Below are 25,878 nucleotides of genomic sequence, written 5' to 3'. Positions count from 1 at the left end.
CGGTTCAGTCCGATGTCGTGCGCTCCTGACCGCTTCGCTGCTGCCGTTCCATCCGCATGTCCGGTTGGCGCTGCGCCCTGCCCGCCCGTGAACCCCATGCGCCCGTTGTCCGCCCGCCTCAACCTCGGCACGCTGATTCTTGCCCTGGCCCTGCTCAGTGCCCTGATCGCGCTGGCCAATACCCTGCATGCCAGCTATCGCGTACAGCGCGAACAGTTGATCGGCAGCACGCTCGAAGCCAACCGCGTGTACGCCAGCAAGCTCGCCGAATCGACCCAGAACTTCGTGCTCTCGGCCCAGCAGCAGGTGGCCTACAGCGCCACCCTGCTCGGCCAGCGCCGCCATGACCGCACGCAATTGGAAGCCGAAGCCGCACGCCTGCAGCTGCAGACCAACAGCTTCAATTCCGTGCTGATCGTCGATGCCGGCGGTACCGTGCTGGCCACCTCACCGCAAAGCCTGGCGCTGCAGGGCGTGCTGCTCAAGAGTGCCGGCAACCGCGATGCCCTGGCACGCCGCGTGCCGTTCATCAGCGATCCCTACCAATCGGCGACCGGCCGGCTGCTGGTCGCGATCTCGCATCCGATCTTCAATGCGCAGGGCGAGTATCAAGGTTACGTCAGCGGGACGATCTACCTGCGCCAGCGCAGCATCCTGCAGTCGCTGCTGGGCAAGCATTACTACCGGGATGGTTCGTACCTGTACGTGGTCGACCGCCATGGCCGCATCCTGTACCACATCGAACAGGACCGGGTCGGTCAGTTCGCCCTGGAGAACCCGGCCGTGCAAGCGGTCACTCAAGGGCACTCGGGCGCGCAACAGGTGCTCAACAGCCACGGCGTGCGCATGCTGGCCGGTTACGCGCCGGTGCCGAGCGTGGGCTGGGGCGTGGTGGCCCAGCGCCCGACGACGGCCACCCTGGCTCCGCTGTCCACGCTGATGTCTTCGGTGATCTGGAATGCCATTCCATTGGGCATCCTGTCATTGCTGATCACCTGGTGGTTCGCGCGACGCATCTCGCTGCCGCTGTGGCAGCTTGCCCGCAACGTGCAGAACCGCGACACCGGCATCGCGATCCGCCATGTCACCGGCATCCGCGCCTGGTACTACGAAGTAGCCCAGCTCAAGACCGCCCTGCTCTACAGCTTCAATCTGCTGCAGGACCGCATCGGCAAGCTCAACCGGGCCAGCATGACCGACCCGCTCACCGGCCTGCAGAACCGGCGGGGCCTGCAGCAAGGGCTGGAAGACTGGCAGGCCCGTGGCCAGCCGTTCGGGATCATCGCGCTGGATATCGACCGCTTCAAGACTATCAACGACCGCTTCGGTCACGCCGTTGGCGATGCCGTGATCCTGCGCATCGCGCAGTTGATGCGCGACGGATCGCGCGACACCGACCTGCTGTGCCGCAACGGCGGTGAAGAATTCCTGATCCTGCTGCCAGGCAGCGATGCGATCATTGCCGGGCAGGTCGCTGAACGCCTGCGTGTGCAGGTCGCGGCCGAAGTATTCGATCAGGTCGGTACGGTCACCGTATCACTGGGCGTGGCGCACTACCCCACCTATCACAACGACCCGCAGCAGGCCCTGCGCCTGGCCGACAAGGCGCTGTACATGGCCAAGGAACAGGGCCGCAACCGCACGGTGGTATACCCGCAACCCGACAGTACCGGCATCGGGTAAGAAACGCATCGCGGGCGCAGGACGCCCGCGATGTCCGGAAGCGAGTTCAGCTGCTGAGCGGCGTGAGCAGGCGCGGTGCGTCGGGATCGGCGGCCAGCGTCGCCGTGCCATCGGTCAGCAGATCCGGCGAGAACCCGGCGCTGTCGGCGCCGGTCACCCACGGGATGCGGCTGCGCGGACCGGGGATGTAAGCGCGCCAGTGCCCCAGATCATCGGCAGGCGTCTGGTTGATGGCGAAGGTCACCGGCACACGCAGCGTGCGGTAAGGCTGACCGAGGGCGGTATCGCCAGCGCTCTGCGGGAAGCGCCACTTGCGTGCGGCCTCCAGCGACGCCTTGGCCAGGCCACTGCGGAACGCGTCCATCTGTCGCGGCGTGCCAGCGCTGCGCAGGTTGACCTGCTCGGCGATCCGGTCGATCACCCGGCCCTCTTCGTCGACCTTCAGCGCCAGATACACCGTGCCCTGCCCGCCATTGCGGAATACCTCGGCCGGATACCGTGGCGGCAACATCCGCCCCCGGATGTCTGCTGCACGTTCGGCATCACTCTTGGCGGGCTCGAAGTGCGCGCTGACCAGCCGCACGTTGAACGTCTCGTTCGCCCCCGGCCGCGCCACCACGCGCACGGTCATCCGCGTGTCCATCGGCACCGGCACGCCGTCACGCACACTCGGCTCGAACTGCCACTGCTGCACCGTGTTGCGCACCAGCGCGGCTACGGCATCGGGAAGCGCGTCCTGCTTGTCGATCTCCAGCGCAGTGATACGCCCGTCGCTTCCAATGGCCAGCGCGCCCTCCACGCGCATCCCCACTTCCACCGGCACGTCGGCCGGCAGCTTGGCAGCCTGCACCGGTGTTGCCGCCAGCATCAATGCCACAGCAAATCCCTTGATTGCGTCCATCCTGTGTTGCTCCTTCTGCGTTCCATCCTTGCCGGTGACGGATTCGATGGATGTCGTGATGATAATCAACCGCCCAACGGGGTCAGCAGTTTCGGTCCCTTGCTCGTGGCATCGGCCATGAACACGCCGCCGGCAGGCAGCAGGTCGGTACTGGCATCGGCGATCAATGCCTTGTCCCTGCGCCACGGTGCCTGCTGGCGCGGGCCGGGAATGTAGACGTCCCAGCGGCCATAGCGCTCAACCTCATCGCTCAGCTCGAATCGCACCGGCACCCGCACGGTCCAGCTGGCGTCGTCCTTGCCATCGCCGGTAGAGGGCGCCTTGAAGGTCCACTTACGTGCGGCGCCCATCGACACGCGGGCCAGCTTGTCGCGGATTTTCCGCATGTTCGCCTCGTTGGCAATCACACGAAGATTGACCTGCTCGGTGGCCACGTCCAGCACCTTCCCATCGCGGCCGACCTGCACCAGGAGCAGCACATCGCCCCGCCCGCGTGCATTGAAGACATCCTCGGGGTACATCGGGGGCGACATCTTTACCTTGGTGACGTTGTCTGTCGAGGTTTCGTCATATGTCTCGAAGTTCGCCGCCAGCAACGTGATCAGACCGGTGCCATCGGGGTTGTTCTTCGCACCCAAGCGGATGGTGGCCGGCGCGCGCGCCTTGACGGCCTGACCATTCACCAGCACCGGGGCGAAACGCCAGGTCTTCACCGCACCTTCGACGAACGTGACGATGGTCTCGTCGACCTGCGCGCGTTTGTCCAGGCGGAACGCCTCGACCTGGCCTTCGGTACCGATATCGATCTCACCGGTCAGCACCATGCTTGCTTCAGCCTGCTCGCGCACTTCGCGCCTGGTCTGCGCGGCGACATCGAACACCGTCGACGCGCCCACGCCGCCCAGTACAAGCATCAACGCAATCCCTCGGAATGAACGCATTTCCACCTTCTCCTTGTGAATGCATCCAAGCCTAGCCCAGGTTCCGGCCGAGGCCTATCAGGCAAGTCTGTTACTGGCTGAATAGGGAGGCGTATCCGGATACTCACCTGCGGCGAAGCCGACCTGCAGCCGCTGCCACCACTCCGGATCGAAAAGAGGCGCGAAATGCTCGCGCACCGCCGCCAGCTCGAGTGCCGGCAGGCCCATGAACATCCAGAACCGTTCCGGGAACACATCCCGTGGCCCGATCTGGAACCAAGGTTCGTCGGCCAGCGCCTCTTCCTCGTTGCGCGGTGTTGGCCAGGCGAGGAAGGTGCATTCGGTGACGAGGCAGAGTTCATCGTAGTCATAGAACACCGCTCGCCCGTGGCGTGAGACACCGAAATTCTTCGGCAGCATGTCACCAGGGAAGATGTTGTTGCGCGCCATGTCGGTGATCGCCTGCGCATAGTCGAGCGCGGCCACACGTCGCGCCTCGGCCGTCTGCTCGCGCAGGTACAGGTTGAGCGGACGGAAACGCCGTTGCACGTAGCACAGCGCAATCACCAGGTCCTCGCCCTCTTCATGCACGCTGCTGGCGCACTGGGTCAGCAGTTCCTCGCGCAGCGCTGGGGAGAAGCGCGCCCGCGGGAAGCGAAGATGTCGATACGGCTGCGCGTCCAGCAAGCGACCGACGCGATCCAGGTTGAACACCAACGCATACTTCTCTTCAACCTGGTGCCGGGTCATGGTCTTGGGCCAGGCGAAACGGTCCCGGATCAGCTTGAACACCAGCGGATAGCTGGGCAGGGTGAACACCGCCATGACCATGCCGGGCGTGCCATCGGCCTGCACGAGCTGCTCACCTGGCTGTTCCTGGAAGTGGCGGAAGAAGGTGCGATAGCGCTCTGTCTTGCCCTGCTTGGCACGCCCGAGCACGGTGTAGATCTCATCCACCGGCTTGCCCGGCAGCAGGCTGCGCAGGAACACCACCGCATCACCGACGGTGGTCAGATCGGCCTGGAAGTAGCTGCGCGAGACGCCGAACAGATGCGCGACATCGCGACGCCGGGTCAGCACCGCGTCCACGCGCAGGCCGCGCTCGTCATGCACCAGCGCGATCACGCAGGGCGAGAAGCGATGCTCACCGAATACGCGCCCCACCAGATAGGCGCGGCGTTCGCGATAGAACACGGTGTCGAGCAGTTCGATGCTGCGCACCGGGTCGTCGCCCCAGTGCGCCAGATCGTCCTGCAGGCGCACTGCGATCGCGGCGGCGCAGCGCAGCTGGTGCGCATACGGCACGTCGAATCGGTAGTCACCGAGCACCCGCATGAACGCGTCCGCAGGGCGCGTGGGTGAGAGGGTATAGCTGTGCCGCGCGACCGGATGGGTGATCGCATCAGACGGCTCCACATCCATTGCCATGAACTCGATCGCGCCGTCCACACCGCGGGTAGCGAACAACCGGCGCGCCAGCGTGTTGTAGAACGTCTTGTACAGCTCGGCGTCGATCAGCCCCGCCAGCAACACTGCATAGGCCGTGCGCACCTGCAGCCACAGCGCGCGCTCGCCTACATGCTCACCGGCTGCGCGGCGCAGGGTATCGACGGTCTCGGCAATGCACTGGTCATACAACCCGATGCGCTCCACCGCGTCCTGCCGGGCACTTGCCCAGTCACGCTGTTCGAAGCGCTGTCGCGCACGCCGGCTGATCGCTGCGAAGCGCGCATGGTACTCCTCGAACCCGTCGCGGATCAGCCGCGCGATCGCCTCCGCTGATGCATTCATGCGGTGCCGCCGATGGGGCATGGAACGTTCTGGCAGGAACAGCGACCGTGCATGCATCCACTTCCACAGGACCTGCCGCCACCATACGGCAGCGACTGGGCGCTTGCCCAGCCACCGCCCACAAAAAAACCCGCGCCGAAGCGCGGGTTCTTCATCGATCACCGCAGCCGCGGGACCGCTTCGTTACAGCGCAGACAGCGCGCTGTTGAAGGTAGCGCTCGGACGCATCGCGGCACTGGCCTTGGCCACGTCCGGACGGTAGTAACCGCCGATGTCGACCGGCTTGCCCTGCACCGCGGCCAGCTCACCGACGATGGCCTGCTCGTTGTCGGCCAGGGCCTTGGCCAGCGGAGCGAAACGGGCCTTCAGCGCGGCATCGTCGTCCTGTGCTGCCAGAGCCTGGGCCCAGTACAGCGCGATATAGAAATGGCTGCCGCGGTTGTCGATGCCACCGAGCTTGCGCGACGGCGACTTGTCGTTGTCCAGGAACTGGCCGTTGGCCTGGTCCAGGGTCTTGGCCAGCACGGTGGCACCGGCGTTGTCGTAGCGGTTGCCCAGATGCTCCAGCGAGGCGGCCAGCGCGAGGAACTCACCCAGCGAATCCCAACGCAGGTAGTCCTCTTCCACGAACTGCTGCACGTGCTTGGGCGCCGAACCACCGGCACCGGTCTCGAACAGGCCACCACCGGCCATCAGCGGCACGATGGACAGCATCTTGGCGCTGGTACCCAGCTCCATGATCGGGAACAGGTCGGTCAGGTAGTCGCGCAGCACGTTGCCGGTCACCGAGATGGTGTCCTCACCCTTGCGGATGCGGTCCAGCGAGAAGGCGGTCGCTTCCACCGGGGCCAGGATGCGGATGTCCAGGCCGCTGGTGTCGTGGTCCTTCAGGTAGGTCTCGACCTTGGCGATCACCTGCGCATCGTGCGCGCGGGCGGCATCCAGCCAGAACACCGCCGGGGTGCCGCTCAGGCGGGCGCGGTTGACGGCCAGCTTCACCCAATCCTGGATCGGGGCGTCCTTGGTCTGGCACATGCGCCAGATGTCGCCGGTCTGCACGGTGTGCTCGAACACCACGGCGCCCGCCTCATCGGTGACGCGCACGGTGCCGTCGGCCGGGATCTGGAAGGTCTTGTCGTGCGAGCCGTATTCCTCGGCCTTCTGCGCCATCAGGCCGACGTTCGGCACCGAGCCCATGGTGGCCGGGTCGAACGCACCGTGGGTGCGGCAATCATCGATCACGGCCTGGTACACACCGGCATAGCAACGGTCAGGGATGACGGCCTTGGTGTCCTGCAGCTTGCCGTCGGCATTCCACATGCCACCGGAGTCGCGGATCATCGCCGGCATCGAGGCATCGACAATCACGTCGCTCGGCACGTGCAGGTTGGTGATGCCCTTGTCCGAATTGACCATGGCCAGGCCCGGGCGCTTGCCGTACTCGGCGGCCAGGTCGGCCTTGATCGCTTCCTGGGTCGCTTCGGGCAGCTGCGGCAGGCGCGCGAACAGATCGCCGATACCGTTGTTCGGATCGAACCCTGCCTGCTTGAGCACGTCGGCATGCTTGGTCAGCACGTCCTTGTAGAACTCTTCGACAACCACGCCGAACATGATCGGGTCGGAGACCTTCATCATGGTGGCCTTGAGGTGCAGCGAGAACAGCACGCCCTTGGCCTTGGCATCGGCGATCTGCGCCTGCACGAACGAGGCCAGCGCATTGCGGCTCATCACAGCGGCGTCGACGATCTCGCCGGCCTTGACCGCCGTCTTTTCCTTCAGCACGACGCTGCTGCCGTCGGCCTTGAACAGCTCAATCTTCAGGCTGCCGGCATTGGCCAGCGTGGCCGACTTTTCGCTGCCGTAGAAATCACCGCCGTCCATGTGCGAGACATGCGACTTGGACTCGGTGGACCACTTGCCCATGCGATGCGGATGCTTGCGGGCGTAGTTCTTGACCGACAGCGGCGCGCGGCGATCGGAGTTGCCTTCGCGCAGCACCGGGTTCACCGCGCTGCCCTTGACCTTGTCGTAGCGCGCCTTGATGTCGCGCGAGACGTCGTCGGTCGGCACGTCCGGGTAGTTCGGCAGTGCGAAGCCCTGGTCCTGCAGTTCCTTGATCGCGGCCTTCAGCTGCGGCACCGAGGCGCTGATGTTGGGCAGCTTGATGATGTTCGCGTCCGGGGTGGTCGCCAGCTGACCCAGTTCGGCCAGGTGATCGGCTTCTTTCTGGTCGTCTTTCAGGTAATCCGGGAACAGGGCCAGGATGCGGCCGGACAGCGAGATATCGCGGGTTTCCACGGCGATGCCGGCGGTGGCGGTGTAGGCCTCGACGATCGGCAGCAGCGACTGCGTGGCCAGGAACGGGGCTTCATCGGTGAGCGTGTAGAGAATCTTGGGCGTGTTCGACATGGGGGATCAGGGCTCTCTTGCAGATCTCGTGAATGATGGCCGACGGCAATGCCGGGCCGCGTGCAACCGTGTCGCGTGCAGGGCCTCGCACAGCCTGGCCCGCACTTTCCCCGGGGACCGCGCCAACCAACGGCGCGCACGGCGGGAAACCCCAGCATTGTCGCGTTTTCAGCCCCCCGGAGCAAAGCCATCCCATACGCAAACGTACTGGAACGGTGTGGTCCGGCCGGTCGGGATTGGGATGCGGCGCTGGCACCCCAACGGGGCGGCGATGGTATCGGTTGCAACCGTCCTGGCGCAGCATGCTTCGGAAGAGCGCCCATAAAAAAGGGCCGGCGTCAAGCCCTTAGCGGAAATCGCCAAGAGGCCGAAAGATTAAACGAAACAGGGTGTTAGCTCTACTTTGGGTCGCTTTGCGAGGCTGCGGCTATGTGGGGTAGGAACCGTATGGGAGCGTCGCGGTGGAGGGCAAGGTCGTGCTGCATCGAGAACGCTTGCCGACGACGACATGCTTGCTTCGCGAGAATAACCTTCCTTGTCCCCGTTCTCAACGAAGAATGCGCAGCGCTGGGTGACGCGTTCGAGATCGCCCACCAGTGGCGCTGAGCATCTTCAATCTAGCTTCCGATGGCACGCTCTTCGCGCTCGGCTCGCTCAAACCAAGCAATCACCGATTGCCAGTGCCTATCGCCATAAAGACGGCGAAAGCGCACCGACTCCTCCGACTGGGCATTGCGCCAAGTCGTCAGACGCTGCTCGACGAACGTCTTCGTCAATGCGATGCCGCATTCGACAGTGATGCAGTGATGCCACTGCGCGTAAGTTTGCGGGATCACCATTGGGGTTTCTCCTTTTGGTTGAACAGGCCGATGACACGGTGGCCGATCAGGATTCGATGGTTTGAAGTCATTATCGCTTTAGTGTTATGTTATAACATCTCATCAAATACCAAAAATCATTCCAGTGGTGCCTACCGCCCTTGCCAGGGAATTGCCATGCAACTGACCAACAACCAGCAGCGCGTGCTCGCCACGCTCCAGCAAGCCAGCGGGCCACTGAGCGCCTATGCCTTGCTCGACCGTTTGCGTGCGGAGGGCTTCAGCGCGCCCACGCAGGTGTATCGGGCGCTGGAACGCTTGGCCGAGCATGGTCTGGTGCATCGGCTGGAAACCCTGAACGCCTACGTCACCTGCACCCACCCCAAGGACTGTCGACACGGCATGACCGCGTTCGCCATCTGCGACAACTGCGGAAACATCGACGAGTTCGTGGACATCGACCTTGGCCGATGTCTGGGCCGCTGGGTGAAAAACAACGCCTTCGCCATGCGTGACAGCACGATCGAGCTGCGCGGCCGCTGCGCCAACTGCGCCAGCCTGCCGCAAGCGGGAACGAGCTGAACGCCAGCAACGATCTCCCTCCCTGACTCCTGATGCTTTCTGCTCCTACCACGATGAATAACCAGGCCTTGAATTCCACCCTGCCTAGGAAACTCCCTGTCACCGTCCTGTCCGGCTTCCTCGGAGCCGGCAAGACGACCCTGCTCAACCACATCCTCAACAATCGCGAGGGCCGCCGCGTGGCGGTCATCGTCAACGACATGTCCGAGGTCAACATCGACGCCGACCTCGTGCGTGACGGCGGTGCCGAACTCTCGCGCACGGACGAGAAGCTGGTCGAGATGAGCAACGGCTGCATCTGTTGCACCTTGCGCGAAGACCTGCTGGTCGAGGTCGATCGGCTGGCGCGCGATGGCAAGTTCGACCAACTGGTCATTGAATCGACCGGCATTTCCGAGCCGCTGCCGGTGGCCGAGACCTTCACCTTCGAGGGCGAGGACGGCCGCAGCTTGGGCGAGGTCGCCCAGCTCGACACCATGGTGACTGTGGTTGATGCCTTCAATTTCTTGCGCGACTACGGCTCGCGCGACAGCCTGCAATCGCGCGGCGAGTCGCTGGGTGAGCAGGACGAGCGCACCGTGGTCGATTTGCTGATCGACCAGATCGAATTCTGCGACGTGATTGTGCTGAACAAGGTCGATCTGATCAGCGATACCGAGCGCGAACGGCTGACGGCGATCCTGCACCGCCTCAATCCGCGCGCCCGCATCGAGGTCTCCGAATTCGGCAAAGTGCCGCTCGACCGTGTGTTGAAGACCGGGCTGTTCGACTTCGATGAAGCTTCCAAGGCGCCGGGCTGGCTACAGGAAATGCGCGGCACGCATACGTCGGAAACCGAAGAGTACGGCATCCGCAATTTCGTCTATCGCGCACGACGCCCGTTCCATCCACAGCGTTTCTTCGACTGGGTCGATCACGAGTGGCCGGGCGTGGTGCGCTCCAAGGGCTACTTCTGGCTGGCCAGCCATCCGACGCTGGCCGCCTCCTGGTCGCAGGCCGGCGCCGTGGCCCGCCACGGCCCGGTGGGCTACTGGTGGGCCGCAGTGCCGGAGGAACGCTGGCCGCAGGATCCGGAATCGGTGGCCCTGATCCGCGCCAAGTGGGACGAGCGCGTGGGCGATGCCCGCCAGGAACTCGTGCTGATCGGCGTGGACATGGACGAGGACGGGCTGCGCGCGCGCTTCGATGCGTGTCTGCTGACCGACGCGGAGATGGCCCAAGGCCCCACGGCCTGGGCAAGCTGGCACAACCCCTTCCGCGACTGGCCCTGACAACCCCGTGCTCCCCATGCTCCCAACCGGGTGGGGGATGCACCCCACACGACTTTGAGCATGAACGCAGCACTTCCCGACGTTTCCCTGACCGAACCTTCGCCGACCCTCAGCCCCCTGCAATGGGTCGGCATGCAGGGCATCGACCTGCCCGTCACCGTTGCCGAACCCGGCTATCGCCGCACGCTGCATGCGCGCGGCGATGCGCAGGTCGACCTTCCCGCGCCGCATGTCAAGGGCATACACATGTCCCGGCTGTACCGACTGCTGGATGCCCTGGGCGACGACGAGGCACTGTCGCCCGCCAGCCTGCACCGTTGTCTGCAGGCGATGGTGGAGAGCCACCGCGACTGCGAGAGCGGCAGCGCGCGGGTGCGGCTGCACGTCGACCTGCTGGCACGCCGCGCGGCGCTGATCACCGAGGGGCTGGCGGGCTGGAAATCCTATCCGGTGCGCCTGGACGCGACATTGACCGCTGGCGTCTTCTCGCTGCGCGCGCAGGTCACGGTCGGCTATTCCTCGACCTGCCCGTGCTCGGCCGCGCTGACGCGGCAATTGGTCGAACAAGGCTTCGCGCAGGCGTTTGCTGGTCAGAAACTCATTGAGTCTGCAGCCATCGCCAACTGGCTGCGTCGGCAGGCCACGCTGGCGACCCCGCACAGCCAGCGCAGCGAGGCCATCGTCGCCGTGGACATCGCCGCCGACGCGCCGACCCTGGGACTGCTGACGCTGATCGACCGCATCGAGCAAGCCGTGGGCACACCCGTGCAGACGGCGGTCAAACGCGCCGACGAGCAAGCGTTCGCGGCGCTCAACGGCCAGAACCTGATGTTCGTCGAGGACGCGGCGCGGCGCATCCAGGCTGCACTGACTGACGGCTACGCCCAGCCACGTGTCCATGTCCGCCATCTGGAGAGCCTGCACCCGCACGATGCGGTGGCGTGGGCCGCCTCGGTCGCCGAAGGAGTGCCCGCATGACGACAGCATCCCCTCTAATTCCCGTCACCCTGCTGACCGGCTTCCTCGGCAGCGGCAAGACCACCGTGCTCAACCATCTGGTGCGCCAGCCCGAGATGGCCGATGCGCTGGTCATCATCAACGAGTTCGGCGAGATGGCGCTAGACCACCTGCTGGTCGCCCACAGCACCGAGAACCTGGTGATGGAGATGAGCAGCGGCTGCCTGTGCTGCACCATCCGCAGCGACCTGGTGAAGACGCTGCGCGACATCACCTGGCGCTTCTCGCGGAACGGGCAGCGCAAGTTCCGGCGCGTGCTGATCGAGACCACCGGCCTGGCCGATCCGGCACCGATCATTCACACGCTGATGACCCATCCGCAGATCGCGCCGAAATACCGGCTCGACGGCATCGTCGCCACGGTGGATCTGGCCGCTGGCATGCACACGTTGGACAGCCACCCCGAGGCCGTCAAGCAAGCCGCGATGGCCGACGCGCTGCTGTTGACCAAAAGCGACCTGGCGACGGACGCACAGCGCACGGCGCTGTTGCGCCGCCTCGACGGCATCAACCCTGCCGCGCCACGCTGGACGGTGAGCAATGGCGAGATCACACCGGCCAAGGTGCTCGACCTAGGCTTGTTTTCGGTAGAGGGCAAGACCCCGGACGTCGTGCGCTGGCTGCGGGAAGAGGCCTATGCGGAATCGGCACCGCGCGGTCAGGCGCATGAAGGCTCTGACCATCACCACGGCCACCACGGCGGCGAACACGAACACGAACACGAACACCGCCATCATGGCCACGCGCATGGGCATGAGCACGAAGAACACGACCACCATGACGTGAATCGCCATGACGACCGCATCCGGGCCTTTTGCTTCGCGGTGGACGAGCCGATTCCCGAGGAGATGCTGGCAGCCTGGCTGGACGTGCTGATGGCCTTCGTCGGCAGCAACATCCTGCGCGTCAAGGGAATCCTCAACGTCGAAGGGCACGAGGGGCCGATCATCGTTCACGGTGTGCAGCACATCTTCCATCCGCCGGTGCCGCTGCCAGCCTGGCCCAACGAGGATCGCCGCTCGCGTCTCGTGTTCATCACCCGGGATGTGGATCGCAAGACCATCGAAGAAACCTTCCACGCCTTCCGGCAGGTCTTGCCACAAGCCCTGGAGCGCGCCGCATGACCGCTCCCATCCGCCTGTACAACACGCTGAGGCGGGCCAAACAGCCACTGCGCACCGAGCGACCGGATCGGGTCACGATGTACGTGTGCGGGCCCACGGTTTACAACTACGCCCACATCGGCAATGCCCGCCCGGCCGTGGTCTTCGACGTGCTGGCGCGGCTGCTGCGGCACCACTACACGCAGGTGGTGTATGCCCGCAACTTCACCGACGTCGACGACAAGATCAACGCCGCTGCCGCAGCAGAAGGTGTGCCCATCGGCACGATCACGGCCCGCTACATCGACGCCTACCAAGCCGACATGCATGCCCTCGGGGTGTTGACGCCCGACCTGGAGCCGCGCGTTACCGAGCACATTCCCGCGATCATCGAATTGATCCAGATCCTGATCGCACGCGGGCATGCCTACGCTGAACAGGGGCATGTGCTGTTCCACGTGCCGTCCTACCCCGAGTACGGGCGCTTGTCCGGGCATCGCCCGCAAGACATGATCGCCGGGGCACGGGTCGAGGTCGCACCCTACAAGCGCGACCCGCTGGACTTCGTGCTGTGGAAGCCCTCCACGCCTGATCTGCCCGGCTGGGACAGCCCCTGGGGCCGTGGGCGGCCGGGCTGGCACATCGAATGCTCGGCGATGATCGGCCAGCACCTGGGCACCACCATCGACATCCACGGCGGCGGCCAGGATCTGATCTTCCCGCACCACGAGAACGAGATCGCCCAGGGCACCTGCGCCAACGGCACCCTGTATTGCCGCACCTGGGTGCATAACAGCTTCGTCACCGTGGACGCACAGAAGATGTCCAAGTCGCTGGGCAACGTGCTGCTGGTGCGCGACCTGCTGGCGCAGGCGCCGGGCGAAGCCATCCGGCTAGCGCTGCTGACCACGCACTATCGGCATCCGCTGGACTGGAACGCCCAGCGTCTGGCGGCCGCACGACAAACCTTGACGCGCTTCTACCGCAGCCTGGAGAAGGTCGAACACCTTGCCGCCGCACCCGATGTCGCGCCCGATGGCGAGGTGCTGGCGGCGCTGGAAAACGATCTCAACGTCCCTGGTGCGCTGGCCCGGCTGCATGGCCTAGTGGCGGAACTGGACGGCGCCAACAGCGACGTCCAGCGGGCGCCGATCAAATCCCGCCTGCTGGCCTCCGCGCGCTTGCTCGGGCTGTTGCAGCAGGCACCGGCAGTCGCGCTGGACACCTTGCGTGCGCCGGCCTCCGCGCAGACCCTGCCATCGCTCGACCTTGCCCGGATCGAAGCGCTGGTGACCGAGCGCATGCAGGCGCGCCAACAACGCGACTTCGCACGGGCCGATGCCCTGCGCAAGCAACTGGCTGAGATCGGCATCCTGGTGCAGGACACGCCGCAGGGCAGCACCTGGATCGCGGCCGAGGAGGTGACGGCATGACGCGCTGGCTTGGCAAGGCGGTGATCCTGCCGATTCGCGGCTACCAGCTGTTCATCAGCCCGATGCTCGGCCCGCGTTGCCGTTTTCATCCGAGCTGCTCGCAGTACGCGATCGAGGCTGTGCAGGCCCACGGCGCATTCAAGGGGCTGTGGCTAGCGGTCAAGCGCGTGCTGCGTTGCCATCCGCTGCATCCGGGCGGCTACGACCCGGTGCCGCCGGCCAAGCAGGAGGCGAGGAAATGCTGATCCGCAAGCTGTTCCGCTTCGAGAACGCCCACATCGTGCGTGGATGCAGCACGCGGCGCTGCGCCCGTTCGCTCCACGGCCATTCCTACAAGGTCGAACTGCTGCTGGAGGCGCAGGCGCTGGACAACGGCCAGATGGTCTATGACTTCGGGCTGCTCAAGGGGGACGTGCGCAAGCTGATCGACGCCTTCGACCATGCCGTCACGCTATGGTCGGGTGACGATCCGAGCTACCTGGAGGCGATGCGCCAGCATTCCGAACGCTGGGTGCTGAGTCCGGTATCGCCCAGCGCGGAGCAGTTCTCGCGGCTGTTCTTCCGCCTCGTCGACACCGCGCTGTCCTTGACCGACATGAGCAACGGTGAAGCCGATGTGCGGCTGCACTCGGTCATCATCCATGAAACCGAGACCGGCTATGCGCAGTGCTTCCGCGAGGATGCCGACAACCCGCGCATGGGCCACATCGACCTGGACGCCATCACCTTCTCGCCAGCGATTGTGCGCGAATGGCACGATCCCCACCTTTTCGAGCGTCTGCGGCTCGGCGAACGCCAGGCCAATCCGCTGCCCTGCACGGATTCCGAAGAGGAGAGCACACATGCCGAGACGGTCTGAGCGTGAAGCTGGCTCAGCTGCCAAGGAGGTGTCATGCGCAGCCTTGACGTGACCATCGTGGGGGCCGGGGCGGCTGGCATCGGCATGGCCTTGGCACTGTCCAAGCTGTCCGGCATCCGCTACGCGGTGCTGGAAAGCGACCGTGTCGGTGAATCCTTCCGTCGCTGGCCGGAGCAGACGCGCTTCATCACCCCGTCCTTCCACAGCAACCCATTCGGGCTGGCCGACCTCAACGCGGTCAACGAGGACAGTTCGCCCGCCATCTTCACCGGCGCCGAGCATCCGAGCGGCGAGCAATACGCCAACTACCTGGCCTTCATCGCCAATGGGCATTCGCTGCCGATCGTCAGCGCCTGCAAGGTTCAGGAGGTCAGGCGGGCGCCGCAAGACGGCTTCGTGCTCGCCACCGAGCAGGGCGAGCTGCATACCCGCTTTCTGATCTGGGCCACCGGGGAATACCAGTTCCCCGACCTGAAACCACTCCCCGGCGCGCACTGGTGCCCACACTACGCGCAGGTGGCGACCTGGGCGGACTTCGACGCGCCGCGCTACACGGTGATCGGCGGCTACGAGAGCGGCACCGATGCCGCGATCCAGCTCGTGCGGCTCGGGCGCACGGTGCGGCTGCTTGCGCGCAGGTCCACCTGGGATATGCAGAGTTACTACGACCCCAGCCTGTCGCTGTCGCCGCATACTCGCGTCCGCCTCTACGAGGCCGCGGACACGGGCCAACTGGAGATCGTCTTCGGCGCAGACGTGGTGGAAGTCACGCTCGACAGTGCCGGCGGCTATCGCATCCACGCCGCCGATGGGCGGCATTGGGACGAGGCGCAGCCGCCGATTCTCGGCACCGGCTTCCTCAAGGGCGGCGGCGCGCGGCAGATCGCCGATTTATGGGATTGGAACGACGAGGGCCGCATCGTGCTGAGCGGCCTGGACGAGTCCACGCGCGCGCCGGGCCTGTTCCTGGTCGGCCCGCAAGTGCGACATGAGCAGCGCATCTACTGCTTCATCTACAAGTTCCGCCAGCGCTTTGCCCTGATCGCCGCGCGCATCGCCGAGCGGCTGGAGGTTGATGCCTTGGCTCTGCAGGCAGGCGATGGTGCCTGGGGGCCGTTTGGCAACAGCGATTGCTGCGAGGGGTGTGAATGTTGAATCTTCTTAAATTCCTGGGCGGCAGCGGTATCTCGCTGCTGCTGATCTGCGCCATTGCGCTGGGTGCCACCATCGGGCACTTCTCACCGGCCAGCGGTGCCAGGCTGGGTGACCGCATCGATCCAACGTTGCTGGTGCTGATCGGCCTGCTGTTCTTCGGCGTGCGCTTTGATGCCATCGTGCGCGCACTGGGGCATCTGCGCTTCATCGCGCTGGCGCTGCTGGCCAATTTCGTGTGCATACCCTTCATCGGCTGGGGCATTGCCAGCGTGATCCTGCCCCACTACCCGTTGTTCATGGTCGGGCTGGTGATTTACTTCATGTCGCCGTGTACCGACTGGTTCTTGGGTTTCACGCGCCTGGCCAAGGGCAATGTGGCGCTGGGGATGGCGCTGATTCCGGTCAACATGGTCGTGCAGTTGCTGCTGTATCCGCTGTATCTGCACCTGTTCACGCGCAATGTCGTGCTGGTGGAGCCGGGCCTGATTGGCAGCACCTTGCTGCAATGGTTTTTGTTGCCGCTGGTGGTTGCCGTGGTGGCGCACTACCTGCTACGCCTGCTGTTGGGGGCTGTGCGCTTTGAGCGCGTGCTGGCAGGGACAGATGCCACTACGCCGTGGCTGATTGCACCGCTGATAGCCGAAATCTTTGCGGCCAATATCGAGACGATCCTGGCGCACCTGGGCGTGTTCGGCTGGCTGCTGCTGGCGGTGTTTCTGTTCTTCGCGGCCACCTTTGTGCTAGGGGAGGCACTCAGCCGCCTGGCGCGGCTGCACCCACCCGAGCATGCGCTACTGACCATGACGATTGCCGCTCGCAATGCCCCACTGATGCTGGCAGTGACGATGGCCGCACTGCCCGACCAGCCGATGGTGCATGCAGCCATTGTCATCGGCATGCTGCTGGAGTTTCCGCATTTGACGCTGTTGCGCCATCTGCTGCTGCGCGGCGTGCGGCCAGCACCAGACCAACCCATTTCCCAAACACAAGAAATTGCATGATCCGCAAAGACCTCACGGTGAGCCGCCGCACATCCACCCCAGCGCATCAGCAAGGCGAGGCATGACCACAAATACTTTTACCGATGAACAGGTCGTCAGCACCCTGCAACTCTGGTGCGACAACGTCGTGCAGATTGGCAAGATCCATGCAGAAGGTGGTGATGTGGCCTCTGCCGCAGCGCAGATACTCAGTGACAACTACGACTATGACAACGGCAAGGTGCTGTTCAAGCCGACATTGACGTTTGGCCCACAGACCTTTCGTCCAACCAAAGAAGGGGCGCTGTCGTACTTCATTGGTGGCAATCCCGACTTTCCGAACGACGAAGGTTTCAAGCTCAAGCCCTGGGTGAAAGTCTGGTTCAACCAGCTCGACTATGTGCTGCATGGCGACCTCGCCATCGTTCAGTGCAACGTCCACCTCATCGGCGCGGACGATAGCCACATTTTCGTCAACAAGAGTTTTGTATTCAGGATTTGCGACGACGCAAGGGTCAGGATCGTGCTCCACCAATCTTCGTTGCCGTTTCAACCGCAGGCGCTGTAAATGAACGTCATTGCTTCCAATCGGATTCTCACCATTACCCTGCCTGATGGCTCCACGCGCCGCTTCGACCATCCCGTGACCGTTGTCGAGGTCGCCGCCGCCATCGGCCCCGGCCTGGCCAAGAACACCGTGGCCGGCAAGCTCGATGGCCGCCTGGTCGATGCCAGTGATCTCATCGAGCACGACGCCACGCTGCACATCATCACGCCCAAGGATGAAGAGGGGCTGGAAATCATCCGCCACTCCTGCGCACACCTGGTGGGCCACGCCGTCAAGCAGCGCTATCCGGACGCGAAGATGGTGATCGGCCCGGTGATTGACGATGGTTTCTACTACGATATCGCCTACGAGCGCCCCTTCACCCCCGAGGACGTGGCCGCCATCGAGCAGCGCATGAAAGAGCTGATCGCCAGGGACTACGACGTCGTCAAGCGCATGACGCCGCGCGATGAAGTCATCCGCGTGTTTAAGGAACGCGGCGAGGACTACAAGCTGCGCCTGATCGACGACATGCCGGACGAACCCGCGATGGGCCTGTACCACCACCAGGAATACGTGGACATGTGCCGGGGACCGCACGTGCCCAACACCCGCTTCCTCAAGCACTTCCGGCTGACCAAGGTGTCCGGGGCCTACTGGCGCGGCGATGCCAGGAACGAACAGCTTCAGCGCATCTACGGCACGGCCTGGGCCGACAAGAATCAGCTGGAAGCCTATATCCAGCGCATTGAGGAGGCCGAGAAACGCGACCACCGCAAGCTTGGCCGCGAACTGGATCTTTTCCATTTCCAGGAAGACGCGCCCGGCGCGGTGTTCTGGCACCCGCGCGGCTGGGCGGTGTTCCAGGAACTGATCGCCTACATGCGCCGCCGCCAGCAGGATGCGGGCTACGTGGAAGTGAACTCGCCCGACGTGATGGACCGCAGCCTGTGGGAAATCTCCGGCCACTGGCAGAACTACCGCGACCACATGTTCACCACCGAGACCGAAGACGGCCGAGCGCTGGCGCTCAAGCCGATGAACTGTCCCGGTAGCGTGCTGCTGTACCGCCACGGCCTCAAGAGCTACCGCGACCTGCCGATTCGCATGGGCGAGTTCGGCAAGGTGCATCGCTACGAACCGTCCGGCGCGCTGCACGGCCTGCTGCGCGTGCGCCACTTCACCCAGGACGACGCCCACATCTACTGCGCGCCGCCACAGATGGACGCTGAGTGCCGCGAGGTGGTGGCGCTGGTGCTGGACATCTACCACCAGTTCGGCTTTGAGGACGTGCGCATCAAGCTCTCCACCCGGCCCGACAACCGCATGGGCGACGATGCGACCTGGGATTTGCTGGAAGGCGCGCTGGTGCAGGCGCTGGACGATATGGGGCTGGAGTACCGGCTCAACCCTGGCGAAGGTGCGTTCTACGGCCCCAAGCTGGAGTTCGTGCTGCGCGATGCGATTGGCCGCGACTGGCAGTGCGGCACCTTGCAGGTGGACATGAACCTGCCCCAGCGCTTCGGCATCGAATACGTCGATGAAGGCGGCCAGCGCAAGCGCCCGGTGATGCTGCACCGGGCACTGTTCGGCTCGCTGGAACGTTTCACCGGCATCCTGATCGAGCACCACGCCGGCAAGCTGCCCGCATGGCTGGCGCCGGTGCAGGCCGTGGTGCTTTCGATCACCGAGGCGCATGCCGCCTATGCCAAAGACGTGGCGCAACTGCTGCACGGCGCTGGCCTGCGCGCCGAGGCCGACGTGCGCAACGAGAAGATCGGCTACAAAATCCGCGAACAGACCTTGCAACGCATCCCCTTCCTGCTGGTGGCCGGGGCCAAGGAGGTCGGCACCGGCACCATCACCATTCGCACGCGCGATGGAAAGGATCTGGGCACGCTGGGCCTGGCCGAGGCCATCGCCTTCCTGCGCGAGCAAACCGAAGCGCCTGACGCGGCCACTCGCCAGTCCGCGCAGGCTGAACGGCTGAAGCGGCTGGTTTCTGCACGATCGCTGGCAGAAACACCTTCGGAAGCCGTTTCAGCATGACAGCACGGGACGGCCTCGACCCAGGCGCCCGACTGGCGCGCCGCCATGCCGATCTGCTGGTGCAGGGCGGCACCGTGCTGACACCGGGCGGCGCCGAACGCATCGACGTGGCCTGCGTGGAGGGGTGCATCGTTGCGCTGGGCGATCTGCAAGGCATCTGGAGCGCAGACACCGTGCTCGATGCCACCGGCCTGCATGTGCTGCCTGGCGTGATCGACAGCCAGGTGCATTTGCGCGAACCAGGCCTCACACACAAGGAGAACCTCGAAGCCGGCACGCGCGGTGCGGTGCTGGGCGGTGTCACCGCCGTGTTCGAGATGCCCAACACCAGTCCGCTGACGCTCACACCTTCCGATTTGCAGGCCAAGCTCGATGCCGCCCATGGCCGTGCCTGGTGCGACCATGCCTTCTACATCGGGGGCTCGACGGTCAACGCCGAACAGCTTGCCGAGTTGGAGAACCTGCCCGGCTGCGCGGGCGTCAAGGTGTTCATGGGCAGTTCCTTCGGCGACCTGCTGGCCGATGGCGACGAGGTGCTGCGCCGCATCCTGCGCCACGGCCGCCGCCGCATGGCGGTGCATGCCGAGGACGAAGCCCGGCTGCGCGAACGCAAGGCCATCGTCGAAGCCAGCGGCGACGTATGCCAACACCACGTATGGCGCGACGTGGGAAGCGCATTGATGGCGACTCAGCGCATCGTGCGGCTGGCCTCCGAAACTGGGCGAAGGCTGCATATCCTGCATATCTCCAGCGCAGAGGAAATCACCTTCCTGGCGGGGCACAAGCACCGCGTTAGCGTCGAAGTCACGCCCCACCATCTCACGCTGCACGCGCCGGACTGCTATGAACGATTGGACAGCCTCGCGCAGATGAACCCGCCGGTGCGCGAACAGCACCACCAGGATGCGTTGTGGCAAGGCATCCGCAACGGTGTGGTCGATGTGATCGGCAGCGACCACGCGCCGCACACGCTTCATGAAAAAGCCAGACCCTACCCGCAGTCGCCCAGCGGCATGACCGGTGTGCAGACCCTGTTGCCGCTGATGCTCGACCACGTGCATGCCGGACGTCTGAGCCTGCAACGCTTGGTCGATCTCACCAGCGTTGGCCCGGCCCGCATCTTCGGCACCGAAGGCAAGGGCCGCATCGCGCTGGGCTACGACGCCGATTTCAGCATCGTCGACTTACGGGCGCGCCGCACCATCCGCAACGACTGGATCGCCAGCGTCAGCGGCTGGACGCCGTATGACGGCGTGAGCGTCACCGGCTGGCCCATCCATACCATCGTGCGCGGCCATGCCGCCGTGCGCGACGAAGCGCTGACCGATACGCCCCCGCAAGGGCAGCCGCTGCGGTTTCTCGAAACCGCCCCGCCATCTCCATTCCCTGAATCCTGAAAGAGCTTGCCTCATGAGCCACGAAGCCACCCCATCCAGCGAGGCCCTGTTTGCACAACGCCTGTCCATCGAGCAGGTGGAAGAAGGCCAGCAACTGGCCCCGAAGTTCGACGAGCACGGTCTCATCGCCTGCGTCACCACCGATGCAACCAGTGGCGAAGTGCTGATGCTGGGCTACATGAACCGCGAAGCCTTGGAGAAGACCGTCCAGACCGGCGAAGCGCATTACTGGAGCCGCTCGCGGCAAGTGCTCTGGCACAAGGGCGCCACCAGCGGGCTGGTGCAGAAGGTGCGCGAAATCCGTGTGGACGACGACCAGGACGCGATCTGGCTGCGGGTGGACATCAACGGCGGCGCGAGCTGCCACGTCGGCTATCGCTCCTGCTTCTACCGCATCGTGCCTCACGGGGCCGGCGCGGCGCAGCCGCTGGTATTCGCCGAGAGCGAGAAGGTGTTCGACCCGGTCGAGGTCTACGGCGATGCCCACAACCCCACACAGCTCTGACGATACCCACTGGATGCAGCGGGCATTGGCGCTGGCGCGGGCCATGCGCGGGCGCGTATGGCCCAATCCGCCGGTCGGCTGCGTGGTGGTGAAAGAGGGCCTCTGCGTCGCCGAAGCGGCGACCCATCCCGGTGGACGGCCGCATGCCGAGCGGGCCGCGCTGGAACGCGCCGGCAACGTCGCCCGAGGGGCCGTGCTGTACGTGACCCTGGAGCCATGCTGCCACTGGGGCAAGACGCCGCCTTGCGTGGAGGCCATCCTGACGGCCGGCATCGCCCGTGTGGTGGCCTCGATACAAGACCCTGACCCACGGGTCAACGGTGGTGGCTTTGCGCAACTGAGGGCAGCGGGCATTGCCGTGGATGTCGGCGAAGGCGCCGAAGAAGCACAACGCATCATGGCCGGTTTCCTGCACCGGGTGCGCACGGGAGCACCACGTGTCACCTTGCTGAACCAACCGGCAGGCACCGTGCCAGACGGCGAGGACGCGCTGCTGCTCACCCGCGATGGCCGACCGGCCCTGATTCTGCCGACCACGCAAACCGCTGTCTATGAACGCCCGCCCATCCTGGACGCCAACGAGACGGATGTCCTGTGGCGCCTGGGCACGTTCGGACTGACCAGTGTCGCGATCCATGTCGGCGATCCGATCTGGGCCGCTCTACAGAGCAATGACCACCAGACGGTCAACGCCTGGAGGACTGGAGATAGCAGTTCAACCTAGTTCATTGACCCGATTTCAGAAGGGAAGCCTTGTTTGCACTTCCTTTTCTGAATCCCCGATCCCCTGCCATGAAGGCTTCCAGCATGTGCGGGATCAGCGTCGCCGCATCGACAGCTTCACCGTAGGTCTGTGCGTGCAGCGTGGCGTAGCGGTCGAGGTCGGCTTTCAGACTGGTCGGGCAGGCAAAGGTCAGCTTCGTGGATTCCGTTTTCGGTAGCGGCCCGAGCCGCAGCTTGCGCGTCGTCATCGTGAAGTCCCCTTGTTGAAGAACAACGGCTGGTAGGGCCGCAGCACCAGATCCCGGTTGGCGATGATGCGAACCGGCAGGCCCGGCCGTTCGGTCAAGGTGGGCTGGATGTTGAGATTGCGCCGGGTCATCTCCTGCCCGACCTGATTAATGCTGTCCTGCGCGCTGTCGCGCCCGGCGATGATGATGCGGTCGCCATCCTGGCGGTTCTCCGGCGCGGCCAGTTCGGCACCGACGCCCAGCAGCGTGGTCAACGCAGCGCCGGCAAAGATGCGGCCCCAGCGGTAGTCCACGTCGTCTTCCAGCCCGGCATAGCCGGCCGGGTCGGCTCCGACCAGGTTGTCGAGCGTGAGCGAAGACGTGTCAGGCAGGATGATCCGGTTCCACACCACCTGCACGCGGCTTTGTCCGTAGCTGACCTGGCTGTTGTAGCGGCCCAGGATGCGCGAACCCTGCGGGATCAGCAGGAAGCGCCCGGTAGCCGTGTCATAGACCGGCTCCGTCACCGTGGCGATCACATCGCCCGGCAAGTCCGACTTGATGCCCGTCACCAGCGCCCCGGCGATGACCGTCCCGGCCATCACCTGATACGGCGATGCCGGCAGTGTCAGATTGCCGGAATTACGGGTTTCCGTACTTCCGGCGTTCTGGAACGCCTCTTTCTGGTCTTGCCGGTTCTGCACCGTCGTCGGGTCGGCAGGCTGGGCCGCCGTGGAGGCTGGCCCGGCAGCCATCGGGTCGAGCGCCGCATTGGCGGCGAAGCCCAGCGCGGCGGCGACCTGCGACTGCGCCGCCGGCGCGGCCTTCTGCGTGCCTGAGCGGAAGAACACGGACGACGCTGCGGCCGCTTCGGCTTCCTTGCGCAGCGCATCGTTGGGGTCGTGGCCAGGGGCCGTGGAGGCTGCCGTCATGGGCTGCTGCGACTTGACGATGGCGGGGCCAAGATCGCCCGGCAGCGGCGGCCCCAGTTCGGGCACCGTGGGCGGCAAGGCCGGCGGCAGCTTGGAGTAGTCCGCCGGCAGCGCATCCAGCCCTTCGGACTTGGAGACACGATCGACGTTGTAAAGCTCGGTCTGCTCGTTGGCCCCGCGCCGCTGCGGTTGCAGCGACCACATCAGCGCACCGAGCACGGCGACTGACAGGCCGCCAGCGAGGATGGCCAGCGTGCGTCGGTTCAGGCGCGTGACCGGGTGCGGCTGGGCGCGCAGCGCCACCGCCTCGGGTGCGATCTTGCCCGCCGCTTGCGGCGCGGTGAGGTCGGGAGTGTCGTCCTGGCTCATGGTCAGTTCCTCCGCGCAACGCCGTCGGTGCGCTCGATCCGCACCACGTCTCCGCCATCACCGCCCAGGCGCAGTTCGGCCGCGCCAAAGAGGCGATCCACGATGTAGTACGGCGAGCGGAAGCGGTAATTCACCAGTTGCCCGTCACCCTGCGCGCCGATGACGAACAGCGGCGGCAGTTCGCCTTGGGCGATACCCGGCGGGAACTGGATATAGACCTTCTCGCCGTCGTCAAACGCCCGCAATGGCTTCCACGGCGGATTGCTCCCTGACACCGCGTAGCGGAAACGGATCTTGTCCAACGCCAGGCCGGTATCGACCGGCGCGGCGGCGCTGGCCGCCTGCGACTGGCGCTGCAAGGCCAGCATCCGGTCTTTCGGGTAGTCCCATGACACCGATGCCATCCATGCCTTTTCGGTCGAGGTCAGTTCCAACAGGTACGTCCGGCGGCTGGTGGTGATGACCAGATTGGTTTTGAGGCCCGAGCGGGTGGGCTTGACCAGCACATTGACGCGCAGCGCCTCGCCGCTGCCGCTGGACGTGTCGCCGACGATCCAGCGCACGGTATCGCCAGCGGCGACGGTGACAAGTTCCTCGCCAGGCTGGAGCGACACCACGGTGACGCGCCCCGGCGCCGCATAGACCTGATACAGCGCGCCGTCGCTGTACGGCCACACCTGGATCGCGTTGACGTAGCCCTCGCGGGTCGGCGCGATGCGCGCTTCTGCATTGGCGCGCGAGACGCGCAGCTTCTCGTCGACCGGCTCCAGCGCGGGCGCTGCCTCGTCCAGCTCCGGCAGCGGCTTCAACTGCGCCGGCAGCGCCAGCGGCTCGGGCACGGCGACGACTTCGACCGGCTTGGGCGGCTCGGGCAGCGGCTGCGCCTGCACCGGCTCATCGAGCGAGATTGACGGCGGCGGCTTACCTTGCGAGGCGCAGCCCAGCAATGACGACGTGATGGCCGCGAACATCAACACGAAAGCGTATAAGCGGAAACGCAGGTTCATGGTTTGGCTCCTTCGGAAGAATCCAGTTCGCGGCTCCACGACAGGCCGTTGACGTAGATCCCCAGCGGGTTCTTGCGCAGGCGCTGCTCGGTGCGCGGGGTTTGCAGGACGGTAGAAAGCACGGCGTTCCAGCGTTCGGTGCCAGCGGGTGCGCCATTGACGAACCGCTGTTCCGTCCACCGGAGGTTGAACGAGGCATCGCTGGCGCGCGTGACGCTGGTGATCTGCACCGTCACCGACTCGCGGCCGACGCGGGCGAATGGATCGTTCTTGCTCGCGTAGTCGTTGAGCACGGCCGCACCCTTGTCGGTGGTGTAGTCGTAGGCATCGAGCCAGTTCTGCCGCACAACGATGGGGTCGATGGACAGCGAGCGCACCAGCGTCACGAAGCGCGCCAGGTGATGCGCAATCTGCGCATCGGCGGGCCGATACGGCGTGGCGGCCTCGCCCACGGTACGCACTTGGCCGGATTGATCGACTTCGATGACGTAGGGCGTCACGATGGACTGTGCCGAGCGCCACACCAAACCGCCGGCCATCAGCAGCGCCAGCACCAGGCAGCCGAAGGCCATCAAACGCCAGTTCTTCGCCTGCACGCGGGCCGAGCCGATACGCTCGTCCCACACCTGCGCGGCGGATTGGTATGGAGTGGCAGGCTGCGGCGTGTCGGCATAGCGCACCTGCGGTCGTTTGAATCGCATGGTCAGTTCTCCTTGTGAATCGCTTTAGTCGTCGGAGCCGCGCAGGCTCGGGCCTTGCCCGGAGCCGCCGCCATCGCCGCCGCGCAACGTGTGTGCGGCAGTGGTCGCGGCATGGGTGATCTGCTGGCGGCGGTGCATCCGCTTGGCCCATGCCGGCTGCTCTTGCTTCTGCGAGCTGGCGGCGCTGTCTGTGGCTTCGCCTGCCGCCGCCTGGCCGGAGCCAGCCGCACCGGGCGTAGCGCCGCCACCGGCCTCTGTGCCGTTCCATCCAGCGCGGAAAGAGCCGGTCATCTTCTGCGCAGCGCCGGAAGCCCCGGATGCGGCGCTGCGCCCGGCTGCCTGCGCGCCGGTCTTAGCGACATTGCCCAAGCCGGCCATCGCGCCCTTGGCGCCGCCGCCCGCAGCGGCGGAACCGGCCTGGAACGCCGAGCGTGCGCTACCGGCCGCCAAGCAGGCCCCCGCACCCGCGCCGGCCACCGTGGCGGGCGCCGGCGCCAAG

Annotated in this window: 23 protein-coding genes and 2 pseudogenes; 15 read left to right on the top strand and 10 right to left on the bottom strand. The window is 65.3% G+C overall.

Going from position 1 to position 25,878, the window contains the following annotated elements:
- The first annotated feature begins 96 nt into the window (after nucleotides 1-96).
- Nucleotides 97-1,683: a sensor domain-containing diguanylate cyclase gene (locus tag ABE464_RS05845; protein ID WP_346471162.1), complete on the top strand. Its 1,587-nt coding sequence runs from the start codon at nucleotides 97-99 to the stop codon at nucleotides 1,681-1,683.
- A gap of 46 nt (nucleotides 1,684-1,729) precedes the next feature.
- On the opposite strand, the gene ABE464_RS05840 is transcribed toward ABE464_RS05845, so the two are convergent.
- The 5 genes from ABE464_RS05840 to ABE464_RS05820 form a co-directional block, all read right to left on the bottom strand.
- On the bottom strand, nucleotides 1,730-2,584 hold the full coding sequence (locus ABE464_RS05840; RefSeq protein ID WP_346471161.1) for a protein tonB: 855 nt from the start codon (nucleotides 2,582-2,584) through the stop codon (nucleotides 1,730-1,732).
- Between the two features lie 65 nt (nucleotides 2,585-2,649).
- Nucleotides 2,650-3,525, bottom strand: a complete 876-nt coding sequence (locus tag ABE464_RS05835) for an energy transducer TonB (RefSeq protein WP_346471160.1) — start codon at nucleotides 3,523-3,525, stop codon at nucleotides 2,650-2,652.
- Nucleotides 3,526-3,582: 57 nt separating this feature from the next.
- Entirely contained in the window at nucleotides 3,583-5,295 is a 1,713-nt protein-coding gene (gene aceK, locus ABE464_RS05830) for a bifunctional isocitrate dehydrogenase kinase/phosphatase (protein ID WP_346471159.1), read from the bottom strand.
- A 183-nt stretch (nucleotides 5,296-5,478) separates the two neighbouring features.
- The gene (locus ABE464_RS05825) at nucleotides 5,479-7,704 is read right to left on the bottom strand and encodes an NADP-dependent isocitrate dehydrogenase (protein WP_346471158.1); all 2,226 of its coding nucleotides are present in this window, start codon (nucleotides 7,702-7,704) and stop codon (nucleotides 5,479-5,481) included.
- Nucleotides 7,705-8,321: 617 nt separating this feature from the next.
- Complete coding sequence (locus ABE464_RS05820) at nucleotides 8,322-8,543, bottom strand: hypothetical protein (RefSeq protein ID WP_346471157.1); 222 nt, start codon at nucleotides 8,541-8,543, stop codon at nucleotides 8,322-8,324.
- 156 nt (nucleotides 8,544-8,699) lie between these two features.
- Between ABE464_RS05820 and ABE464_RS05815 the strand changes: the two genes are divergently transcribed.
- From ABE464_RS05815 to ribD, 14 genes and pseudogenes are all read left to right on the top strand, one after another.
- Complete coding sequence (locus tag ABE464_RS05815) at nucleotides 8,700-9,104, top strand: Fur family transcriptional regulator (RefSeq protein ID WP_346471156.1); 405 nt, start codon at nucleotides 8,700-8,702, stop codon at nucleotides 9,102-9,104.
- Nucleotides 9,105-9,157: 53 nt separating this feature from the next.
- Nucleotides 9,158-10,375: a zinc metallochaperone GTPase ZigA gene (zigA, locus tag ABE464_RS05810; RefSeq protein ID WP_346471155.1), complete on the top strand. Its 1,218-nt coding sequence runs from the start codon at nucleotides 9,158-9,160 to the stop codon at nucleotides 10,373-10,375.
- Nucleotides 10,376-10,435: 60 nt separating this feature from the next.
- Nucleotides 10,436-11,353 (top strand): GTP cyclohydrolase FolE2, encoded by a 918-nt coding sequence (gene folE2, locus ABE464_RS05805; protein WP_346471432.1) that lies wholly within the window; start codon nucleotides 10,436-10,438, stop codon nucleotides 11,351-11,353.
- Nucleotides 11,350-12,516 (top strand): GTP-binding protein, encoded by a 1,167-nt coding sequence (locus ABE464_RS05800; protein WP_346471154.1) that lies wholly within the window; start codon nucleotides 11,350-11,352, stop codon nucleotides 12,514-12,516. Before folE2 ends, ABE464_RS05800 begins: the two co-directional genes overlap by 4 nt.
- On the top strand, nucleotides 12,513-13,928 hold the full coding sequence (gene cysS, locus ABE464_RS05795) for a cysteine--tRNA ligase (protein WP_346471153.1): 1,416 nt from the start codon (nucleotides 12,513-12,515) through the stop codon (nucleotides 13,926-13,928). The genes ABE464_RS05800 and cysS overlap by 4 nt, the downstream gene beginning before the upstream one ends.
- Nucleotides 13,925-14,173, top strand: a complete 249-nt coding sequence (yidD, locus tag ABE464_RS05790; RefSeq protein ID WP_346471152.1) for a membrane protein insertion efficiency factor YidD — start codon at nucleotides 13,925-13,927, stop codon at nucleotides 14,171-14,173. Before cysS ends, yidD begins: the two co-directional genes overlap by 4 nt.
- Nucleotides 14,167-14,787 carry a 6-carboxytetrahydropterin synthase gene (locus tag ABE464_RS05785; RefSeq protein ID WP_346471151.1) on the top strand — a complete coding sequence of 207 codons (621 nt, stop codon included), beginning with the start codon at nucleotides 14,167-14,169 and terminating at the stop codon, nucleotides 14,785-14,787. The genes yidD and ABE464_RS05785 overlap by 7 nt, the downstream gene beginning before the upstream one ends.
- Nucleotides 14,788-14,820: 33 nt before the next feature.
- Complete coding sequence (locus ABE464_RS05780; RefSeq protein ID WP_346471150.1) at nucleotides 14,821-15,942, top strand: NAD(P)/FAD-dependent oxidoreductase; 1,122 nt, start codon at nucleotides 14,821-14,823, stop codon at nucleotides 15,940-15,942.
- Complete coding sequence (locus ABE464_RS05775) at nucleotides 15,936-16,943, top strand: hypothetical protein (protein WP_346471149.1); 1,008 nt, start codon at nucleotides 15,936-15,938, stop codon at nucleotides 16,941-16,943. The genes ABE464_RS05780 and ABE464_RS05775 overlap by 7 nt, the downstream gene beginning before the upstream one ends.
- Nucleotides 16,944-17,004: 61 nt before the next feature.
- Nucleotides 17,005-17,490, top strand: a complete 486-nt coding sequence (locus ABE464_RS05770; protein ID WP_346471148.1) for a hypothetical protein — start codon at nucleotides 17,005-17,007, stop codon at nucleotides 17,488-17,490.
- Between the two features lie 24 nt (nucleotides 17,491-17,514).
- Nucleotides 17,515-19,428 (top strand): annotated as a pseudogene (gene thrS / locus ABE464_RS05765) (threonine--tRNA ligase); the annotation flags it as partial.
- A gap of 86 nt (nucleotides 19,429-19,514) precedes the next feature.
- The gene (locus ABE464_RS05760) at nucleotides 19,515-20,915 is read left to right on the top strand and encodes a dihydroorotase (protein WP_346471147.1); all 1,401 of its coding nucleotides are present in this window, start codon (nucleotides 19,515-19,517) and stop codon (nucleotides 20,913-20,915) included.
- Between the two features lie 13 nt (nucleotides 20,916-20,928).
- The gene (gene hisI, locus ABE464_RS05755; protein WP_346471146.1) at nucleotides 20,929-21,420 is read left to right on the top strand and encodes a phosphoribosyl-AMP cyclohydrolase; all 492 of its coding nucleotides are present in this window, start codon (nucleotides 20,929-20,931) and stop codon (nucleotides 21,418-21,420) included.
- The gene (gene ribD, locus ABE464_RS05750) at nucleotides 21,395-22,144 is read left to right on the top strand and encodes a bifunctional diaminohydroxyphosphoribosylaminopyrimidine deaminase/5-amino-6-(5-phosphoribosylamino)uracil reductase RibD (RefSeq protein ID WP_346471145.1); all 750 of its coding nucleotides are present in this window, start codon (nucleotides 21,395-21,397) and stop codon (nucleotides 22,142-22,144) included. Before hisI ends, ribD begins: the two co-directional genes overlap by 26 nt.
- A 1-nt stretch (nucleotide 22,145) precedes the next feature.
- Here the strand turns inward: ribD and ABE464_RS05745 are convergent, their stop codons facing one another.
- The 5 genes and pseudogenes from ABE464_RS05745 to ABE464_RS05725 form a co-directional block, all read right to left on the bottom strand.
- Complete coding sequence (locus tag ABE464_RS05745; RefSeq protein ID WP_346471144.1) at nucleotides 22,146-22,391, bottom strand: DUF2274 domain-containing protein; 246 nt, start codon at nucleotides 22,389-22,391, stop codon at nucleotides 22,146-22,148.
- Nucleotides 22,388-23,671 (bottom strand): TrbI/VirB10 family protein, encoded by a 1,284-nt coding sequence (locus tag ABE464_RS05740; RefSeq protein WP_346471143.1) that lies wholly within the window; start codon nucleotides 23,669-23,671, stop codon nucleotides 22,388-22,390. The genes ABE464_RS05745 and ABE464_RS05740 overlap by 4 nt, the downstream gene beginning before the upstream one ends.
- Nucleotides 23,672-23,673: 2 nt before the next feature.
- Nucleotides 23,674-24,678: a P-type conjugative transfer protein TrbG gene (gene trbG, locus ABE464_RS05735; protein WP_346471142.1), complete on the bottom strand. Its 1,005-nt coding sequence runs from the start codon at nucleotides 24,676-24,678 to the stop codon at nucleotides 23,674-23,676.
- Entirely contained in the window at nucleotides 24,675-25,379 is a 705-nt protein-coding gene (trbF, locus tag ABE464_RS05730) for a conjugal transfer protein TrbF (protein WP_346471141.1), read from the bottom strand. The genes trbG and trbF overlap by 4 nt, the downstream gene beginning before the upstream one ends.
- A 24-nt stretch (nucleotides 25,380-25,403) precedes the next feature.
- A pseudogene (locus ABE464_RS05725) lies at nucleotides 25,404-25,878 on the bottom strand (P-type conjugative transfer protein TrbL); the annotation flags it as partial.

This window comes from Stenotrophomonas sp. TWI587 (assembly GCF_039674145.1).
GTDB lineage: Bacteria > Pseudomonadota > Gammaproteobacteria > Xanthomonadales > Xanthomonadaceae > Stenotrophomonas > Stenotrophomonas maltophilia_AY.
The sequence above is the reverse complement of the archived record's forward strand: the minus strand, read 5'-3'. Positions and strand labels throughout refer to the sequence as shown.

Excerpts from the sequence above, each read along its gene's own strand:
- ABE464_RS05845 (WP_346471162.1), top strand. The coding sequence starts at position 97 with ATGCGCCCGTTGTCCGCCCGCCTCAACCTCGGCACGCTGATTCTTGCC.
- ABE464_RS05840 (WP_346471161.1), bottom strand. The coding sequence starts at position 2,584 with ATGGACGCAATCAAGGGATTTGCTGTGGCATTGATGCTGGCGGCAACA.
- ABE464_RS05835 (WP_346471160.1), bottom strand. The coding sequence starts at position 3,525 with ATGCGTTCATTCCGAGGGATTGCGTTGATGCTTGTACTGGGCGGCGTG.
- aceK (WP_346471159.1), bottom strand. The coding sequence starts at position 5,295 with ATGAATGCATCAGCGGAGGCGATCGCGCGGCTGATCCGCGACGGGTTC.
- ABE464_RS05825 (WP_346471158.1), bottom strand. The coding sequence starts at position 7,704 with ATGTCGAACACGCCCAAGATTCTCTACACGCTCACCGATGAAGCCCCG.
- ABE464_RS05820 (WP_346471157.1), bottom strand. The coding sequence starts at position 8,543 with ATGGTGATCCCGCAAACTTACGCGCAGTGGCATCACTGCATCACTGTC.
- ABE464_RS05815 (WP_346471156.1), top strand. The coding sequence starts at position 8,700 with ATGCAACTGACCAACAACCAGCAGCGCGTGCTCGCCACGCTCCAGCAA.
- zigA (WP_346471155.1), top strand. The coding sequence starts at position 9,158 with ATGAATAACCAGGCCTTGAATTCCACCCTGCCTAGGAAACTCCCTGTC.
- folE2 (WP_346471432.1), top strand. The coding sequence starts at position 10,436 with ATGAACGCAGCACTTCCCGACGTTTCCCTGACCGAACCTTCGCCGACC.
- ABE464_RS05800 (WP_346471154.1), top strand. The coding sequence starts at position 11,350 with ATGACGACAGCATCCCCTCTAATTCCCGTCACCCTGCTGACCGGCTTC.
- cysS (WP_346471153.1), top strand. The coding sequence starts at position 12,513 with ATGACCGCTCCCATCCGCCTGTACAACACGCTGAGGCGGGCCAAACAG.
- yidD (WP_346471152.1), top strand. The coding sequence starts at position 13,925 with ATGACGCGCTGGCTTGGCAAGGCGGTGATCCTGCCGATTCGCGGCTAC.
- ABE464_RS05785 (WP_346471151.1), top strand. The coding sequence starts at position 14,167 with ATGCTGATCCGCAAGCTGTTCCGCTTCGAGAACGCCCACATCGTGCGT.
- ABE464_RS05780 (WP_346471150.1), top strand. The coding sequence starts at position 14,821 with ATGCGCAGCCTTGACGTGACCATCGTGGGGGCCGGGGCGGCTGGCATC.
- ABE464_RS05775 (WP_346471149.1), top strand. The coding sequence starts at position 15,936 with ATGTTGAATCTTCTTAAATTCCTGGGCGGCAGCGGTATCTCGCTGCTG.
- ABE464_RS05770 (WP_346471148.1), top strand. The coding sequence starts at position 17,005 with ATGACCACAAATACTTTTACCGATGAACAGGTCGTCAGCACCCTGCAA.
- ABE464_RS05760 (WP_346471147.1), top strand. The coding sequence starts at position 19,515 with ATGACAGCACGGGACGGCCTCGACCCAGGCGCCCGACTGGCGCGCCGC.
- hisI (WP_346471146.1), top strand. The coding sequence starts at position 20,929 with ATGAGCCACGAAGCCACCCCATCCAGCGAGGCCCTGTTTGCACAACGC.
- ribD (WP_346471145.1), top strand. The coding sequence starts at position 21,395 with ATGCCCACAACCCCACACAGCTCTGACGATACCCACTGGATGCAGCGG.
- ABE464_RS05745 (WP_346471144.1), bottom strand. The coding sequence starts at position 22,391 with ATGACGACGCGCAAGCTGCGGCTCGGGCCGCTACCGAAAACGGAATCC.
- ABE464_RS05740 (WP_346471143.1), bottom strand. The coding sequence starts at position 23,671 with ATGAGCCAGGACGACACTCCCGACCTCACCGCGCCGCAAGCGGCGGGC.
- trbG (WP_346471142.1), bottom strand. The coding sequence starts at position 24,678 with ATGAACCTGCGTTTCCGCTTATACGCTTTCGTGTTGATGTTCGCGGCC.
- trbF (WP_346471141.1), bottom strand. The coding sequence starts at position 25,379 with ATGCGATTCAAACGACCGCAGGTGCGCTATGCCGACACGCCGCAGCCT.